The organism is Paraburkholderia phenazinium, from assembly GCF_900141745.1.
Lineage (GTDB): Bacteria > Pseudomonadota > Gammaproteobacteria > Burkholderiales > Burkholderiaceae > Paraburkholderia > Paraburkholderia phenazinium_B.
Genome location: NZ_FSRM01000001.1, coordinates 203,008 through 218,744, shown reverse-complemented (window position 1 = coordinate 218,744; position 15,737 = coordinate 203,008). Strand labels below are relative to the sequence as shown.

At 61.2% G+C, this 15,737-nt stretch carries 15 protein-coding genes; 8 read left to right on the top strand and 7 right to left on the bottom strand.

The genetic code is table 11. From position 1 onward, the window contains the following. Window positions 1–317: 317 nt before the first annotated feature. On the bottom strand, window positions 318–1,214 hold the full coding sequence (locus BUS06_RS01035) for an NAD-dependent epimerase/dehydratase family protein (protein WP_074262599.1): 897 nt from the start codon (window positions 1,212–1,214) through the stop codon (window positions 318–320). A gap of 343 nt (window positions 1,215–1,557) precedes the next feature. On the opposite strand from BUS06_RS01035, the gene BUS06_RS01030 reads away from it, so the two are divergent. The 4 genes from BUS06_RS01030 to BUS06_RS01015 all read left to right on the top strand — a co-directional run bounded on the left by BUS06_RS01030 (window position 1,558) and on the right by BUS06_RS01015 (window position 5,797). After that, the gene (locus BUS06_RS01030; protein WP_074265848.1) at window positions 1,558–2,499 is read left to right on the top strand and encodes an ABC transporter permease; all 942 of its coding nucleotides are present in this window, start codon (window positions 1,558–1,560) and stop codon (window positions 2,497–2,499) included. 117 nt (window positions 2,500–2,616) lie between these two features. Continuing rightward, window positions 2,617–3,510, top strand: a complete 894-nt coding sequence (locus tag BUS06_RS01025) for a sugar-binding protein (protein ID WP_254368882.1) — start codon at window positions 2,617–2,619, stop codon at window positions 3,508–3,510. Window positions 3,511–3,565: 55 nt separating this feature from the next. Continuing rightward, entirely contained in the window at window positions 3,566–5,068 is a 1,503-nt protein-coding gene (locus BUS06_RS01020) for a sugar ABC transporter ATP-binding protein (protein WP_074262598.1), read from the top strand. A 72-nt stretch (window positions 5,069–5,140) separates the two neighbouring features. Further along, on the top strand, window positions 5,141–5,797 hold the full coding sequence (locus BUS06_RS01015; protein ID WP_074262597.1) for an aspartate/glutamate racemase family protein: 657 nt from the start codon (window positions 5,141–5,143) through the stop codon (window positions 5,795–5,797). Here BUS06_RS01015 and BUS06_RS01010 read toward each other — a convergent pair. From BUS06_RS01010 to ugpB, 5 genes are all read right to left on the bottom strand, one after another. After that, the gene (locus tag BUS06_RS01010; RefSeq protein ID WP_074262596.1) at window positions 5,772–6,536 is read right to left on the bottom strand and encodes a Crp/Fnr family transcriptional regulator; all 765 of its coding nucleotides are present in this window, start codon (window positions 6,534–6,536) and stop codon (window positions 5,772–5,774) included. The genes BUS06_RS01015 and BUS06_RS01010 overlap by 26 nt on opposite strands. A gap of 154 nt (window positions 6,537–6,690) precedes the next feature. Beyond that, on the bottom strand, window positions 6,691–7,779 hold the full coding sequence (locus tag BUS06_RS01005; protein WP_074262595.1) for a sn-glycerol-3-phosphate import ATP-binding protein UgpC: 1,089 nt from the start codon (window positions 7,777–7,779) through the stop codon (window positions 6,691–6,693). A gap of 118 nt (window positions 7,780–7,897) precedes the next feature. Beyond that, window positions 7,898–8,743, bottom strand: coding sequence for a sn-glycerol-3-phosphate ABC transporter permease UgpE (ugpE, locus tag BUS06_RS01000; protein ID WP_074262594.1), 846 nt, complete (start codon window positions 8,741–8,743; stop codon window positions 7,898–7,900). Beyond that, window positions 8,740–9,624, bottom strand: coding sequence for a sn-glycerol-3-phosphate ABC transporter permease UgpA (gene ugpA / locus BUS06_RS00995; RefSeq protein WP_074262593.1), 885 nt, complete (start codon window positions 9,622–9,624; stop codon window positions 8,740–8,742). The genes ugpE and ugpA overlap by 4 nt, the downstream gene beginning before the upstream one ends. 148 nt (window positions 9,625–9,772) lie before the next feature. Further along, entirely contained in the window at window positions 9,773–11,098 is a 1,326-nt protein-coding gene (gene ugpB / locus BUS06_RS00990; RefSeq protein ID WP_074262592.1) for a sn-glycerol-3-phosphate ABC transporter substrate-binding protein UgpB, read from the bottom strand. Between the two features lie 321 nt (window positions 11,099–11,419). Between ugpB and BUS06_RS00985 the strand changes: the two genes are divergently transcribed. The 3 genes from BUS06_RS00985 (at window position 11,420) to BUS06_RS00975 (ending at window position 13,159) form a co-directional block, all read left to right on the top strand. Further along, window positions 11,420–12,388 carry a glycerophosphodiester phosphodiesterase family protein gene (locus tag BUS06_RS00985; RefSeq protein WP_074262591.1) on the top strand — a complete coding sequence of 323 codons (969 nt, stop codon included), beginning with the start codon at window positions 11,420–11,422 and terminating at the stop codon, window positions 12,386–12,388. A 142-nt stretch (window positions 12,389–12,530) separates the two neighbouring features. After that, a complete protein-coding gene (locus BUS06_RS00980) occupies window positions 12,531–12,740 on the top strand; it encodes a type II toxin-antitoxin system HigB family toxin (protein WP_217272793.1) in 210 nt (69 codons plus the stop codon). After that, window positions 12,728–13,159, top strand: a complete 432-nt coding sequence (locus tag BUS06_RS00975; protein ID WP_074262589.1) for a helix-turn-helix domain-containing protein — start codon at window positions 12,728–12,730, stop codon at window positions 13,157–13,159. Before BUS06_RS00980 ends, BUS06_RS00975 begins: the two co-directional genes overlap by 13 nt. A 114-nt stretch (window positions 13,160–13,273) precedes the next feature. On the opposite strand, the gene ychF is transcribed toward BUS06_RS00975, so the two are convergent. Further along, window positions 13,274–14,368, bottom strand: coding sequence for a redox-regulated ATPase YchF (gene ychF / locus BUS06_RS00970; protein WP_074262588.1), 1,095 nt, complete (start codon window positions 14,366–14,368; stop codon window positions 13,274–13,276). A 120-nt stretch (window positions 14,369–14,488) separates the two neighbouring features. On the opposite strand from ychF, the gene BUS06_RS00965 reads away from it, so the two are divergent. Then, entirely contained in the window at window positions 14,489–15,661 is a 1,173-nt protein-coding gene (locus tag BUS06_RS00965) for a UbiH/UbiF family hydroxylase (RefSeq protein ID WP_074262587.1), read from the top strand. Window positions 15,662–15,737 lie beyond the last annotated feature (76 nt).

The following is a 15,737-nucleotide window of genomic DNA, read 5'->3' as shown; positions in this document are numbered from 1 at the left end:
CGTGGGTGGATGGGAATTCGGTGCCGCTGGTTTCCGGCCAGTGCGGCGTGAGCGTCGGTCGATCCTTACGATCGAAGCTTTCGGCATGAGAGCGCGCACGGCGGGAGAGGTGTCATTGTACTTCGGGGCGGGGGGCGCGGGCGTGCAGGGCGTGTCCTGGCGGAATCCGCCGGATAAGAGGGCGAGGTTTGCGTGACGCGGAGCGTGCGGTGACGGCGCACTGAGGGGGGAATGTGCACGCGTGGACGCGCAGGTATGGCGGATGACTGGCCGCGGGCGCGATCCCCGTGGCCAGTCGTGCGTGGACCTGAGTCAGGCTATTTGGCGCCCGGCTGTTCCCTCCAGCGATACTGCTGCTTCCACCCAAGCAGGCGCTTCAGCTTTTCATTGCTCAACAGCGTTTCGAACTCGCCGAGCTGCTTTTTCACCGGCACGTCCGGATAGAAGCGTTTGAGCAGTTCCGCAGTCGGCAGATCTGAAGACACATCATCCGCGGCGACGTTCATCACCTCGAAGCCCAGACCATCCTTCTCGATGCCGAGGCGGCAGGCCGTAGCCAGATCGCGGCCGTCGATATAGCTCCACGCAATGCGCTTGCGGAGGATCGGATCCTTCAGCCAGGTCGGGAATTTCGCATAGTCGGCCGGATCGAGCACATTGCCGATCCGGAAGCAGTAAATGTCCGCGCCGGTGCGCGCATGAAACGCCTTGCCGGTCACTTCGTTGATGACCTTCGACGTCGCGTAGCTGTCCATCGGATCGACTGGATACTCTTCATCCAGCGGGAAATAGGCCGGGTCGCGGTGACGATGCGCGAACACCACCCCATAGGTCGTTTCGCTCGACGCGAGAATCACCTTCTTGATGCCGTACTTCGAGGCCGCGTCGAGCACGTTGTACGTCGCCATCACGTTGATACGGAACACCTCGTTGTCGGTCGTGACGAGAATCCGCGGAATGGCCGCAAAGTGCACGATCGCGTCGATCGGCTTCGGCTCGATGTCGTCGTCGAACTCCTTCGAGGTCGTGCTCGAGGCAAGCGCGTTGAACACCTGGCCCGCGTCGGTCAGGTCTGTAATGAGGGTGCGGGCGGTTTGCTTTGCCATCGGCACGCGGTCGAGGTTCAGCACTTCATAACCGTGCGCGACCAGGTCTTCGACCACCCACTTGCCGGCCAGTCCGCTACCGCCGGTGACAATCACTCGCTTCGTCATCTGCCTTGCTCCTTGTCAGGTTCAGGTGAATCAGGGGGTTAAAACATCATAGACGTTTCCTGCCATGCGTTTCTGTGACGAACGTCATAGTCACGGGGCCGCATCCAGTCACCTCGGGAGAACCCCAATACGTATGTATGACGTACGTCACAGTTTCCTGTGGCGCTCTGATCCTATGATCGGTGCCAGTCCCAAGGTGCGGCGCGTTGGCAGCAAGGCGTAGTCGTGCTCGAAACGCCGCGGGGTAAAAACCGCCGGGCCGCAATGATCTGCATGGAGACGCCCTTTGAGAGCCATCTCGACCAAGACAGGGGAGCCGGCGCACGCCGGCGTGCTGGATACGATGCGCAACTGGCTGAAAATCCGCGAGCTCAACATCCTGTCGGTGCTGATCCTGGTCGGCATCGTCATCAGTATTTTCTCTCCGTACTTCCTGACGACGAACAATCTGATGGGGGTGTTCCGCTCGTTTTCGCTGGTCGGCATCATGTCGATCGGAATGATGCTCGTGATCATCACCGGTGGCATCGATCTGTCGGTCGGCTCGGTGATGGGACTGTCGTCGCTGATGACCGCGCTCGCCTTCCAGCACGGTTGGGGACCGCTGCCCGCGGTGCTGGCGGGCTTGTGCGCCGGATTGATTGTCGGCGCGTTCAACGGTGTCCTGATCACGTGGATCCAGTTGCCGCCGTTTATCGCGACGCTCGGTACGCTCAGCATCGGCCGCGGCCTGATGTACATCATCACCAAAGGCGTGCCGCTCACGCCCGATGTCCCCGACAGCTTCACGTTCATCGGCCAGGGCTATTTCGGCTTCGTGCCGGTGCCCGTCGTGATCATGCTTCTGCTGACCGTGTGCTTCTCCATCCTGATGCGGCGTACGCGCTTTGGCCGTCACGTCTATGCGACGGGCGGCAACGAAGTCGCGGCGCGGCTGAGCGGCGTGCGCACCCACCGCGTCAAGTTCACGGTCTACGCGTTGTCGGGTTTGATCGCCGCACTTGCGGGCGTCGTCAGCTTTTCGCGTTTCGTGTCGGCGGAACCGGCGTCGGGTTTCGGCGCTGAACTCGACGTCATTGCGGCTGCCGCGATTGGCGGCGCGAGTCTCTCGGGCGGCGTGGGCAGCGTCGAAGGCGCGATCATCGGCGCGGCGCTCGCCGGGATCATCACCAATGGCGTCGTACTGCTCAACATCGATACCTACGCGCAGCAGGCCATCACCGGCTGCGTGATCCTGATCGCGGTCAGCATCGATATCTGGCGTGTGCGGCGCAAAGGCCGCTAGACCGGAGATTTTCGTCACAAGCATCACTTCGCTAACACAAGAAAACAAGGAGACAACGTCATGAACACGAATGCTATGCCCCGCCTGCTGGCAGGCAGCCTGGCCGCAGTTGTACTGATGATGGGATACGGCGCCGCGCAGGCGAAGGATCCAAAGGACATCACGGTGGCGGTGATCCCGAAGGTGGCCGTGCCGTTCTTCGACGATTGCAACAACGGCGCGAAAGCGGCCGCCGAGAAGGCGGGCGTCGGCTATCAATGGGTCGTGCCGCAAAACACCCAGGGCTCGACCCAGGTGCAGATCATCGAGGATCTGATTTCGAAGCACGTCGACGGCATTGCGATTTCGGTCAACGAGCCGAAGTCGGTCGAAGGTGTGATGAAGCGGGCCGAACAGAGCGGCATCAAGGTGCTGACGTACGACTCCGATTCGCCGAACAGCGGCCGCTCGATGTATATCGGTACCAACAACGAATCGGCTGGCGCAACCATGGCGGACTCCATGGCGAAGGCGCTGAACGGCCAAGGCGAGGTTGCGATCATTACCGGGCAGCTCGGCGCGGTGAACCTGAACCAGCGCATTGCCGGTATCAAAAAAGAACTCGTCAAATATCCTGGCATCAAGATCGTCGAAACGCAGGGCACGGAGGACGATCTCGCCAAAGGCGTATCGGTGACAGAGACGACGCTGCGGGCGCATCCGCAACTCAAAGGCATCTTCGGCGTGAGCCAGGTGGGCGGCCCGGCGGTAGCGAAGGTGCTCAACACGAAGGAATTCGGCGCGATGAAGGGCAAGCTGCAGGTGTTCGCGTTCGACGATCTGCCGGATACCTTGAAGGGGCTGAAGGAAGGCTACATTCAGGGGATCATGGTGCAGCGTCCGGTGACGATGGGGCGGCTTGCGGTGGAGCATCTGGTGGCCCAGGTGCAAGGGCAGGATAAGGACATCAAGGACATCGATACCGGGGTCACCGTGGTGACGAAGGACAACATAGGGAGTTATACGAAGTAACGCGAAGCAGCCCGAAGTAATTTCCGTGTCCGCACGTGCAGGCAGGAGCGATTCGATGACGCCGTTTCTGGAGATGCGCAATATCTCGAAGACGTTTCCGGGCGTGAAAGCGCTCGATCGCGTCAACCTGCACGTGTCGCGCGGCGAAGTGCTTGGACTCGCCGGCGAAAACGGCGCCGGCAAGAGCACGCTGATGAAGATTCTGACCGGCGTTCTCTCGCACGATGCGGGCGGCAGCATTCTCGTCGACGGTCAGGAGATCGTGTTGCGCGACGGCAATCATGCACGCGCACTGGGTATCAACATCATTTACCAGGAACTCTCGGTTGTCGACAACCTGACGATCGCGGAGAACATCTATCTCGCGAGGGAGCCGCTCAACCGTTTCGGTTTTCTGGACGTTGCTCGCATGAACGAAGACGCGCGCACGGTACTCGAGACGATCGACATGAAGATCGATCCAACCACGCGCGTCAGCGAACTGAGCGTGGGCCAGAAACAGATGATCGAGATCGCCAAGGCGATCTCGTATCAGTCGGCGGTGATCGTGATGGATGAGCCGACGGCTTCGCTCAGCCATCACGAAACGCGTGTGCTGCTGGAGTTGATCAAGCGTTTGCGGCAGAAGGATATCGGCATCATCTATATCTCGCATCGTCTGGAAGAGGTGCTTGAACTCGCCGATCGCGTCACGGTGTTGCGCGACGGTTCGACTGTCGATACACAGCCGATCGCCGACGTGACGCGTGAATCGCTAGTGCGAAAGATGGTGGACCGCGAGTTGAGCGAGCTGTACGCGCCGCCCGTTTCCCATGCGACGAGCGAGGTCGTGCTCGAAGTGCGCGATCTGGCGATGCGGCATCCGCGCGCCGCCGACGTGCACATTCGCGACATCAGCTTCAGGTTGCATCGTGGCGAGATATTGGGGATCGCGGGCCTGGTGGGCTCGGGCCGCACCGAAATCATGGAGATGATTTTCGGCATCCGGCCGTGCACAGGCGAGATTTTCGTCGACGGCAAAGCGGTGACGATCCGCAAGCCGCACGAGGCGATTGCGCATGGCATTGGCTTTGTCACCGAAGACCGTAAGGCTCAAGGTCTCGTGCTGGAGATGAGTGTGCGCGAAAACTTCAGTCTTACGCATCTCGAAGCGTATTCGCCGTTTCAGTTCCTGCAGCGCGCGAAGGAAGATGAAATCTGCAAACAGTTCGTCCGCACGTTGAGCGTCAAGACGCCTTCAATCGAGCAGAAGGTGATCAACCTGAGCGGCGGCAATCAGCAGAAGGTCGTGCTGGCGAAATGGGTGGCACGCAATCCGCGCGTGCTGATCGTGGATGAACCGACGCGTGGCATCGACATTGGCGCGAAGGCCGAAGTGCACGCCTTGCTGGCGCGGCTCGCAGCGCAGGGGATCGGGATCATCGTGATTTCGTCGGATCTGCTGGAAGTGCTGGCCGTGAGTGACCGCGTGCTGGTGGTGCGCGAAGGACGCCTCAATGGCGAACTGACGCGCGCTGAGGCTACCCAGGAACGTGTGATGGCTGCTGCCACCGCATGACGGCTTTGCTTGCAACGGTCCGTTTTATGTTTTGTTTGTCTTGCGTTTGTCTCGATAGGGAGTGTTAGTGCAATGACCACGATTGTCGTAATTCACACCGGGCCGGTGACAGTGCAGCCGCTCAAGGATCAGTTCAAGGAACAACTCGCCGATGCACGCGTGATCAATATCGTTGACGACAGCCTGTTAAACGACGTGCGCAGTGCCGGCCATCTGACGCCAGAGGTGACGAGCCGCATCTATAGCTACATGCAGAACGCGCAGTCGATGGGCGCCGACCTGATACTCAACGCCTGCTCGTCGGTAGGCGAGGCCACCGACCTGCTGCGCGGGATGATCCGCACACCCATCATCAAGGTGGATGAGGTCATGGCCGAAGAGGCAAGCCGCATCGGGCAACGCGTCGGCGTGGTCGCGACGGTGTCGACGACGCTGGAACCGACGGTGCGATTGATCAGGAAGAAAGCCGCTGAAAACAAGCGCGACGTGACGGTCGTGGAGCGCATCGCCGACGGTGCGTTCGACGCATTGCTCGCCGGCGACGCCGCGCGCCACGACGACATCCTGAAGCGCACCATCGTTGCCCTGATGGACGAAGTGGATGTGGTCGTGCTCGCGCAGGTATCGATGGCGCGCCTCGTGCCCTTGCTCGGGTCGACCAAGGTGCCCGTGCTGGCGAGTCCGCAGAGCGGCGTCGCCGAGGTCAGGCGCGCGCTAGCGGCGCTTTGAGGCTTTCGGCAGCGAGCGAGCGGGCGCGCGCCAGCACCTGATTCGCCGCCGACGGCGCCAGATATTGACCGACGAACGTGGGTGTCAACACGATCTTGCGTTCGTGCGTGTCGACGAGACCCGCCGCTTTCAGATCGCTAAAGTGCCGGTTCACCGATTCACGCGACGTGCCGATGAAATCCGCCAGCTTGTCCTGGGCAATCGTCAGGTCGATCAGGATCGCGCCCGGCTCGTCGTGATACGTGAAATCGCAACCGATCTGCGCGGCGAACATGGTGAGAATATTCGTGAGGCGCTTACGGACGTCGTGCAGCGAAAGGTTTTCGATCAACTGCTGGGCTTCCTGCCAGCGCTGATAGTGGCTCTTGAGCACGAACTGGTTGATCACGTCGTAGCGCCGCAGCAGTTCCTTGAAATCCGGCTTGCGGATATAGCAGATCATGCTGGGCGCAAGTGTTTGCGCATAGTGCGAATAACTGGGCTCGTTGAGGACATCGCCGTCGCCGAAAATCATGCCCGCCTTGATGAACGACAGCGTGATTTCCTGGCCATCCTCGGTGAGCCGATACAGCCGGACGCTGCCTTTCTTCAGCAGATAGACGCAGTCGCTGCGGTCCTCCGGACGATAAACGGTGGTGTTCTTGCGTAGATGTCTGTGATCGCTGAACGCAGGCATTACCTCGTCGAGGCAATTCAGCTGGATCAGCGACAGCAACTCGCTTTTGCCGACGAACCACATCGCGTGTCTCCTTGACTCTGTTGGGTCAACGGGCCGCGTCGAGGCACATCGTCCGACGTGGCATCGCTTTATGTCATTCGGCTCATTCTACACATCGTCTTGTGGCGCCGCTTGCGAGGCCGCAGCGGCGCCAGACAGCGAGTCGGACCCCAAATCAGTTTGCCCGCTTGCCGCTCGCCGGATCGAAGAAATGCAGGTGTTTCGCAGGCAGCGCTACGGGCAGTGCTTCGCCGTTGGCCGGCCGATGGGTGTGCGGCAGGCGCACGGTCACGTCGTGTTTGCCCCAGCGGCCATGCACGAGGTTGTCCGCACCGAGCAGTTCGCATGAATCGACCGCGATGCTCACGTGCGGTGCGTCCGGGAATCCCGGTGTCATATGCTCCGGCCGGATGCCGAGGACCCAATCGCGCCCGGCCGCTACCTCGCTACCGATGCACGGCACGCCCGCGAGCGGCAGCTTCGGACCATTGCCGGCGACCTCGAAAGCAGCGCCGTCGTCCGATACGCGGCCTTCCAGCAGATTCATCCCCGGTGAGCCGATGAAGCTCGCAACGAAGACCGTCGCCGGCCGTTCGTAGACGTCGACCGGCGCGCCGATCTGCTCGGCGTGGCCGCGGTTCATCACGATCACACGCTGGGCGAGTGTCATCGCTTCGATCTGGTCATGCGTGACGTACAGGCTGGTGGTCGCGAGACGCGCGTGCAACCGCTGGATTTCGAGGCGCATCTGCACGCGCAGCCGGGCATCGAGGTTCGACAGCGGCTCGTCGAACAGAAACACGGCGGGCTCCCGCACGATCGCGCGACCCATTGCCACGCGCTGCCGCTGGCCGCCCGACAGCTCGCGCGGTTTGCGTTCAAGCAGCGGCCCGAGTTCGAGAATCTGCGCGGCGGCCTGCACGCGCCGGTCGATCTCCGCACGGTCCACGCCGCCGATCTTGAGCGCGTAGCCCATGTTTTGCGCCACGCTCATGTGTGGATAGAGCGCGTAGTTCTGGAACACCATCGCGATGTTGCGGTCTTTCGGCTCGAGCTGATTGACCACCTTGTCGTTGATCGAGATCGTGCCCTCGGAAATGCTTTCGAGGCCCGCCACCATCCGCAGCAAGGTCGACTTGCCGCAGCCCGACGGTCCGACCATCACGACGAATTCACCATCGGTCACGTCCACGTCGATGCCGTGCAGTACGAACTGTTTGCTGTCGTAGCTTTTCTTTACGCCCTTTAGCGTCAATGCAGCCATTCCATCCGCCTTTCTTTTTCATCTGCGGTTACGCTTGCCCCAAGAGCTGCGTGTCGCCGCGAAGTTATTCGGTTCCGGAGCCGGCTGTGGAGTCGCTCGTTGCGCCGGCACGGTCGGCTTATTTTTCAGAGTCCACGAGTCCGCGTACGAACCAGCGCTGCATTGTCAGCACCACCGCGAGCGGCGGCAACATTGCGAGCAGCGTCGCGGTCATCACGAGATGCCACTCAGTGGCGGTGTCGCCCGACGCGATCATGCTCTTGATACCCACCACCGCCGTGGTCAACGATTGCTGGCTCGTGATCAGGATCGGCCACAGATACTGGTTCCAGCCGTAGATGAAGGTGATCACGAAGAGCGCGGCGATATTGGTTTTCGACAGCGGCAATACGATGTCCCAGAAGAATCGCAGCGCACCCGCACCGTCGATACGCGCAGCCTCCATCAGCTCGTCGGGCAGCGTCATGAAGAACTGCCGGAACAGGAACGTGGCGGTAGCCGACGCGATCAGCGGCAGCGTGAGTCCGGCGTACGTGTTGGACATGTGCATCGACGACACGACTTGCACGGTTGGGAAAATGCGCACTTCAACGGGCAGCATCAACGTGACGAAGATCAGCCAGAACGAGAGATTCCTGAACGGGAAGCGGAAGAATACGATCGCGTAGGCGGAGATCATCGAAATCGCGATTTTGCCGATGCAGATCACCAGCGCCATCACGAGACTGTTCATCAGCATGCGGCCGAACGGGGCGGCCGCGTTGCCGCTGCCGTGCACCCAGACGTTAGCGATGTTCTCGAACAGATGCGTGCTCGGGATCAGCGAAAGCGGCACAGAAAAGATTTCGTGCTCATTCATGGTGGCGGCGCAAAACGCGACGTACACCGGGAACACGATCAGCGCGACGCCGATGATCAGCACCGCATGGCAGAAGAGGTCGAAACCACGGCGATTCTCGATCATGAGTATTGAACCCTCCGCTCGATGAAACGGAATTGCACGACGGTCAGCGCGATCACGATCAGCATCAGCACGACCGACTGCGCGCCCGAGCTACCGATGTCGAGGCCCTGGAAGCCCTCGGCGAAGATCCGGTAGATCAGCGTGCGGGTGGCCTGGGCCGGTCCGCCGCCCGTGGCGGCATCGATAATCGGAAAGGTGTCGAAGAACGCGTAGACCAGATTGATGGTGAGCAGAAAGAAGCTCGTCGGCGACAGCAGCGGTAGCGCGATGCCGAAAAAGCGCCGCACGGGTCCGGCGCCGTCGATGGCGGCCGCCTCGATCAGCGAGCGCGGAATGGCCTGCAGGCCGGCATAGAAAAACAGGAAGTTGTAGCTAACCTGCTTCCACACTGACGCCAGCACGACCAGGAACATGGCCTGGCCCGGATTGAGCGCGTGATTCCAGACGATGCCGTACTTCGCAAGCGCGTAGGTTACGAGCCCGATGCTCGGATTGAACAGGAACGACCACAGCACCGCGGCAATCGCGGGCGCGACCGCATACGGCCAGATCAGCAAGGCCTGATACGCCTTCGCACCACGCGTCACACGATCGGCACAGACCGCGAGCAGTAGCGAGATCACCAGTCCGCTAACGGTGACGAGCACGCAAAAGTACAGCGTAGTGTTAAACGACGCCAGATAAAGCGGATCGGCGAACAGTTGCTTGAAGTTGGCGAGGCCCACGAATTCGCTCGACGTGCCGAACGCATCCTGGCTTTGCGTGGACTGCCACAGCGCGACGCCGGCAGGCCAAAGAAAGAACACTAGCGTGATCGCCAGCTGCGGACCTACCAGCAGATAAGGCAGCACGCCAGTCCCGAAGCGGGATCGCTTTTCCATGAAGCATCTCTCTGAAGATAATGCTGGAGCGGCTCAGCTTTGCTTGTCCGCCCGGTGTACGAAGTGCGAGGCGACGGAACGAAACGCTCCGTCATACTAACGGACGCGCCTCGCTGAGGCGCGTCCGCCGGGTGGGGCAGGTCAACGCTTAGCTGCCGGCCTTCTCGAAGCGGCGCAGCAGTTCATTGCCGCGTTCGACCGCGGAGTCGAGCGCTTCCTTAGGCGTCTTCTTCCCGCTCCAGACCTGCTCGAGTTCCTCGTCGACCACCGTACGGATCTGCGGCATGTTGCCCAGACGCAGGCCCTTCGTGAACGGCAGCGGCGGCTTGTTGAGCATCTGCTTGATCGCGGTGTCGCTGCCCGGGTTCTTCGTGTAGAAGCCCTGCTGTTGCGTCAGCTGATAGGCGGCAGTCGTGATAGGCAGATAGCCAGTGTCCTGATGCCACTTGGCCGCAACCTGCGGCGTGGCCAGGTACGCGAGGAACTTTGCCACGCCCTTGTAGACGCTCGGATCCTTGCCCGACAGTACCCACAAACTTGCGCCGCCGATGATCGCGTTTTGCGGTGCACCCTTCACGTTGGCGTCGTAAGGCATCATGCCGGTGCCGAAGTCGAACTTGGCGTACTTCTTGATGTTGGCAAGCGAGCCCGACGAGTTCGTGATGATGCCGCAGTCGCCGCTATAGAACTTGGACACCGGTTCGTCCTTGCGGCCGACATAGGTGAACGAGCCTTCCTTCGCCATGTCCTGAAGGAACTGGATATGGGCGATCTGCTGCGGCTTGTTGAATTCGAGTTGCGCATCGGCGCCGTCGAAGCCGTTGTTTTCCGTCGCAAACGGCAGACCGTGCCAGGCACTGTAGTTTTCGAGCTGGATCCAGCTCTGCCAGCCCGACGAGTAACCGCACGACATGCCCGACGCCTTCAGCTTCTGCGCGTCCTTGCGCAGTTCGTCCCACGTCTTCGGCGGCTGGTTAGGATCGAGCCCGGCCTTCTTGAACGCATCCTTGTTGTAATACAACACCGGCGTCGAGCTGTTGAACGGCATCGAAATCAGCTCATCGGTCTTGGAGTCGCTGTAATAGCTCGCGATGGTGGGCACGAAGGCCTTTTCGTCGAGCGGCACGCCGGCCTGCTTGAATACTTCGGATACCGGAATCACCGCTTTCTTCGCCTGAATCATCGTGGCCGTGCCGACTTCGTAGACCTGAAGGATCGCCGGCGCGTTGCCGCTGCGATAGGCGGCGATGCCGGCCGCGAGCGTCTGGTCGTAGGAACCCTTAAAGACCGGGACGATCTTGTAGTCGGATTGTGATGCGTTGAAGTCGTTGGCGATGTCGTTCAGATGCTCGCCGAGGGCGGCTTCCATGGCATGCCAGAACTGGATTTCCGTCGCGGCCTGAGCGGCCTGATTGACGCCGAGAGCGAGAACAGCCGCCGCGGCAAGCGTACGGAACAGGGGTTTGCAACTCATCAATGGTCTCCTTGGTCGGAAGGTGTGCAACTTGAGGTTGCGCGATTCTAATTGGACTCGATGACAGACAGAAGTTGAGCGTTGTTATGTTGTGCTCGCTATCGGTGCTGGCAGCGGCCGGCTTCTGCGGCGCCGGAAGCCGCAATTTAACACCGGCAGAATTGAAACTGAAGCTAACTTTCGGAGACCGTCGCCTGTGGGGATTTTGATGCCCGCCGATGGCGGCTTACTTGTGCCGGAGCCGCTTGCGGTGGCTTGTTTTGAGACCGTTGACCCGTAACATGGCTAGTTCGGCTTCGTCTGTTCTAGTGAGGAGTCCAGATGCCTCGTCTGATTTGCGCCGGGTTGGCTGTTGTGTTTTGTAGTGCCTTTTTGTCCGGCTGTGCTGCGCCTTGCGCGGCGCCTGTTGATACGTCCGCGTCTGCGACTGCGCTGCCGCAGATCATCGCGCATCGTGGCGGCACGGGCGATGCGCCTGAGAACACGCTGGAGGCGATTCGTCTCGCGCTCGCGCACCACGCCGACGCCATGTGGTTGACGGTGCAACTGAGCAAGGATGGCGTGCCGGTGCTTTACCGGCCGGCGGATCTGTCCGCGTTGACGGATGCCAGCGGGCCAGTCTCGGCGCGTACGGCGGCAGAGCTTGCTCATGTCAACGCGGGGTGGAGTTTTCGTCTGGCTGACGCTCAAGGGGCGGAGGCTTACCCGTACCGGAGCCGACCGGTTGGCATTCCTACGTTGCGCGAGGCGCTACGCGCTATACCGGCTTCGATGCCGGTCGTCCTCGATATGAAAGCGCTGCCGGCGGAGCCGCAGACACGGGCGGTCGCGCAGGTGCTGAGCGAAGAAAACGCCTGGACGCGGGTGACGCTTTATTCAACGGAGGCTGAATATCAGCGTGGTTTCGCGGTGTATCCGCAGGCGAAGGTCTTTGAATCGCGCGATGCGACGCGCACTCGTTTAGTGCGCGTTTTGCTTGATCAAGGGTGTCTGGACGCGCCGGCTGAACATGCTTCGGCCGCGTTCGAGCTGCATCGGGCGGTGACCGTGGTCGAGAGATTTACGCTTGGGGAAGGGCGCTCGGAGGTGAACGCGACGCTGTGGACGCCCGCAACGGTGGCGTGTTTTCGGACGCATCCGGACGTGCATATCGTCGCGATTGCGGTGAACGACGCGGATGATTATCGTGCCGCGGCGTGTCTCGGGATTGACGCGGTGCTGTCGGACTCGCCGGAGAAGATGACGGCGATTCGGGCGGGGATGGCGGGGGCGTTGCGGTGTGGCAGGTAGCGGGTACCAAAGATTAAGCGCGGCCAAATGTGGGCCTTGATAAAAATCGCAAATTGAGATATTTTGGTGTATGCGTGTTATTTCTAACAGGTCGTTGGTCGAGTTTGCCGAACGACGCCCTGAGGCGCGAGTGGCGCTTCAAATGTGGCGCAAGACAATCGAAGCCGGCTCGTTTTCGAACTTCGCCAAGCTCAGGCAAGCGTTCAATGCAACGGATCGGGTTGGCGACTTTTATGTGTTTGATATCGGCGGCAACAAGTTTAGATTGGTCGCCGCGGTGCACTTTAATGTGCAGAAGCTGTACGTGCGTCATGTACTGACACACAAGGAATACGACAAATGGAAGCCTTGATTTTCTCGTCGACGGAAGTCGCTGAACTTGCGGGTCATTTTGGTGCGTTGTCCGAAAAGGTGCCTTTGCGTCCCATTGCCGACGTTGCCGAATATGAAGAGGCGGTGCGAGTACTCAATGCTTTGCTGGACGTTGGCGCGGCGGATGAGACGCATCCTCTCGCGGGCCTCGTGACCGCGCTCGGCGAATTCATCGTCGACTTCGATGACGCTCACTATTCATTGCCCGACGCCATGCCTGCCGAGGTTCTTCGCGCGCTCATGGACCAGCACGGCATCAGGCAATCGGAGCTACCGGAGATTGGTAGTCAAGGTGTGGTGTCGGAGATACTCAACGGCAAACGCGAACTGAACGCGCGCCAGATTCGCGACGTTTCGAAGCGCTTTGGCGTCAGCCCTGCGGTGTTCTTTCCGGCGTAAATCTCAACGCGTTCGCTGCTCGCAGCGGCCCCCACAAAGAAAAACCCCGTAAGCGTCCACGACGCTACGGGGTTTTACACATCGTGGCGCCACGCGCTAGTTAACGATCGCCGTTTACACGTTAAACAGGAAATTCATCACATCCCCGTCGTGCACGACGTATTCCTTACCTTCCGCCCGCATCTTGCCGGCTTCCTTCGCGCCTTGCTCACCTTTGTAAGCCACGAAGTCATTGAAGCCAATCGTCTGTGCACGGATGAAGCCACGTTCGAAGTCAGTGTGAATCACGCCCGCAGCCTGCGGTGCCGTGTCGCCGATATGGATCGTCCACGCCCGCACTTCCTTCACACCAGCCGTGAAGTACGTCTGCAGACCGAGTAGTTTGAAACCGGCGCGGATCACGCGATTGAGACCCGGCTCTTCCATGCCCAGGTCGGCGAGAAAAACCTGCTTGTCTTCGTCTTCCAGATCGGCGATTTCCGCTTCAATGGCCGCGCACACCGCGACGACCGGCGCCTTCTCAGCGTCCGCGAACTTGCGTACGGCGTCCAGATGCGGATTGTTATCGAAGCCGTCTTCCTTCACGTTGGCGACGTACATCGTCGGCTTGGCGGTGATCAGGCAGAACGGCTTGAGGAGCACCTGCTCTTCATCCGACAGGTCGAGCGCGCGCACCGGCTTGGCCTGGTCGAGCTGCGCACGGACCCTTTCCAGCACCGCGGCGAGCTTGATCGCTTCCTTGTCGTTGCCCGATTTAGCAGCCTTCGAATAACGCGAAAGCGACTTTTCGACCGTCGCCAGATCGGCCAGCGCCAGTTCGGTGTTGATGACTTCAATATCCGACAGCGGATCCACCTTGCCGGCGACGTGAATCACGTTATCGTCTTCGAAGCAGCGCACAACGTGCGTGATGGCGTCGGTTTCGCGGATGTTGGCGAGGAACTGGTTGCCAAGCCCTTCACCCTTGCTCGCGCCGGCGACAAGACCGGCAATATCGACGAATTCCACCACCGCCGGCATGATGCGCTCGGGCTTGACGATGTCGGCGAGCGCCTTCAGCCGCGCGTCCGGCACTTCGACGATGCCGACATTCGGCTCGATCGTGCAGAACGGATAGTTTTCGGCGGCAATGCCCGCCTTGGTTAGCGCGTTGAACAGGGTGGACTTGCCGACGTTAGGCAGGCCGACGATGCCGCATTTGAGGCTCATGGGGTTTCTCTAGACTGATGCATGACGTGAATCACGGAATCCGCAATTGTAACCCTGTCCGGCGTCGCCTTCGCGCATCCACGATCCGGCCCCGCCATCCCCCGCAGCTATAATGCGGGCATGACTGCTCACCTCCAGACCTTTGACGTCGCCGTGATCGGCGGCGGGCTCGTCGGCAAGACTGCGGCGCTCGCGTTGGCGCAAGGCGGCCTGCGCGTCGGCCTGCTGGCGCAACCGTGTGCCCCGCTGCCAGCCGGTTCGATTTTCGATGCGCGGGTCTATGCGCTGTCCTCCAGTTCGCAGGCCCTGCTCGAGCGGCTGCGGGTCTGGCAGGCGCTCGACACCGCACGCCTCGGCCCGGTCTATGACATGCGGGTCTATGGCGATGCCCACGCCGAGCTGCACTTCTCGGCGTTTCAGGCGTCCGTGCCGCAACTGGCGTGGATCGCGGAATCGTCGCTGATCGAGCGCGCACTCGATGCGGCGCTGCGGTTCCAGCCGAGTCTCGAATGGATCGACTCGCGCGCCCAGGGGCTCGACGTGAAGCCGGGCGGCGCGACCATCGGTCTTGCCAACGGCAAAATGCTTGACGCGGATCTGGTGGTCGGCGCGGACGGCGCCCACTCCTGGGTACGTGCGCAGATCGGGTCGAAGGTCATCCGCCAGGACTATAAGCAGACCGGCGTGGTCGCCAACTTCAAGGCCGAAAGGCCGCACGGCGAAACGGCCTATCAGTGGTTCAAGGACGGCGAGATCATCGCGTTGCTGCCGCTGCCTGATGGACACGTCTCGCTCGTGTGGTCGGCGCGTACCGAGCATGCGCAGGAACTGCTCGCGCTCGATCCCGCGCAGCTCGCCGCGGAAGTCGAACGCATCACGGGCGGCCAGGTGGGCGCGCTCGACTGCGTGACGCCGGCGCAGGGTTTTCCGCTCGCGCTGCAAACCGTCGACCGGCTCGCTGCTCCGCGGGTCGCCCTGGTGGGCGACGCCGCGCACCTGATCCATCCGCTCGCGGGGCAAGGCATGAACCTTGGACTGCGCGACGTCGCGGCGCTCGCCGATGCGATCGCCGGCAAGGAAGCGTTCCGTGATCTCGGCGACACCGTGCTGCTGCGGCGTTACGAACGGGCACGCCGCGAAGACATCCGCGCGCTGATGGTCGCCACCGATGGCTTGCAAAAGCTGTTCTCCGTTCCGGGCCCGGTTGCCCGCGTCCTGCGCAACACGGGCATGGCTTTCGTAGGCGCGCAGCCGCTAATCAAGCGCTGGCTCGTTTCGGCGGCTTTGGGCTAAGAGGGCACGGCGCGCGAGTATGATGAACGGGTGGGCCGCCCGCCTGTCCGAGACGTACCAAGCGAAGACGCGTGAT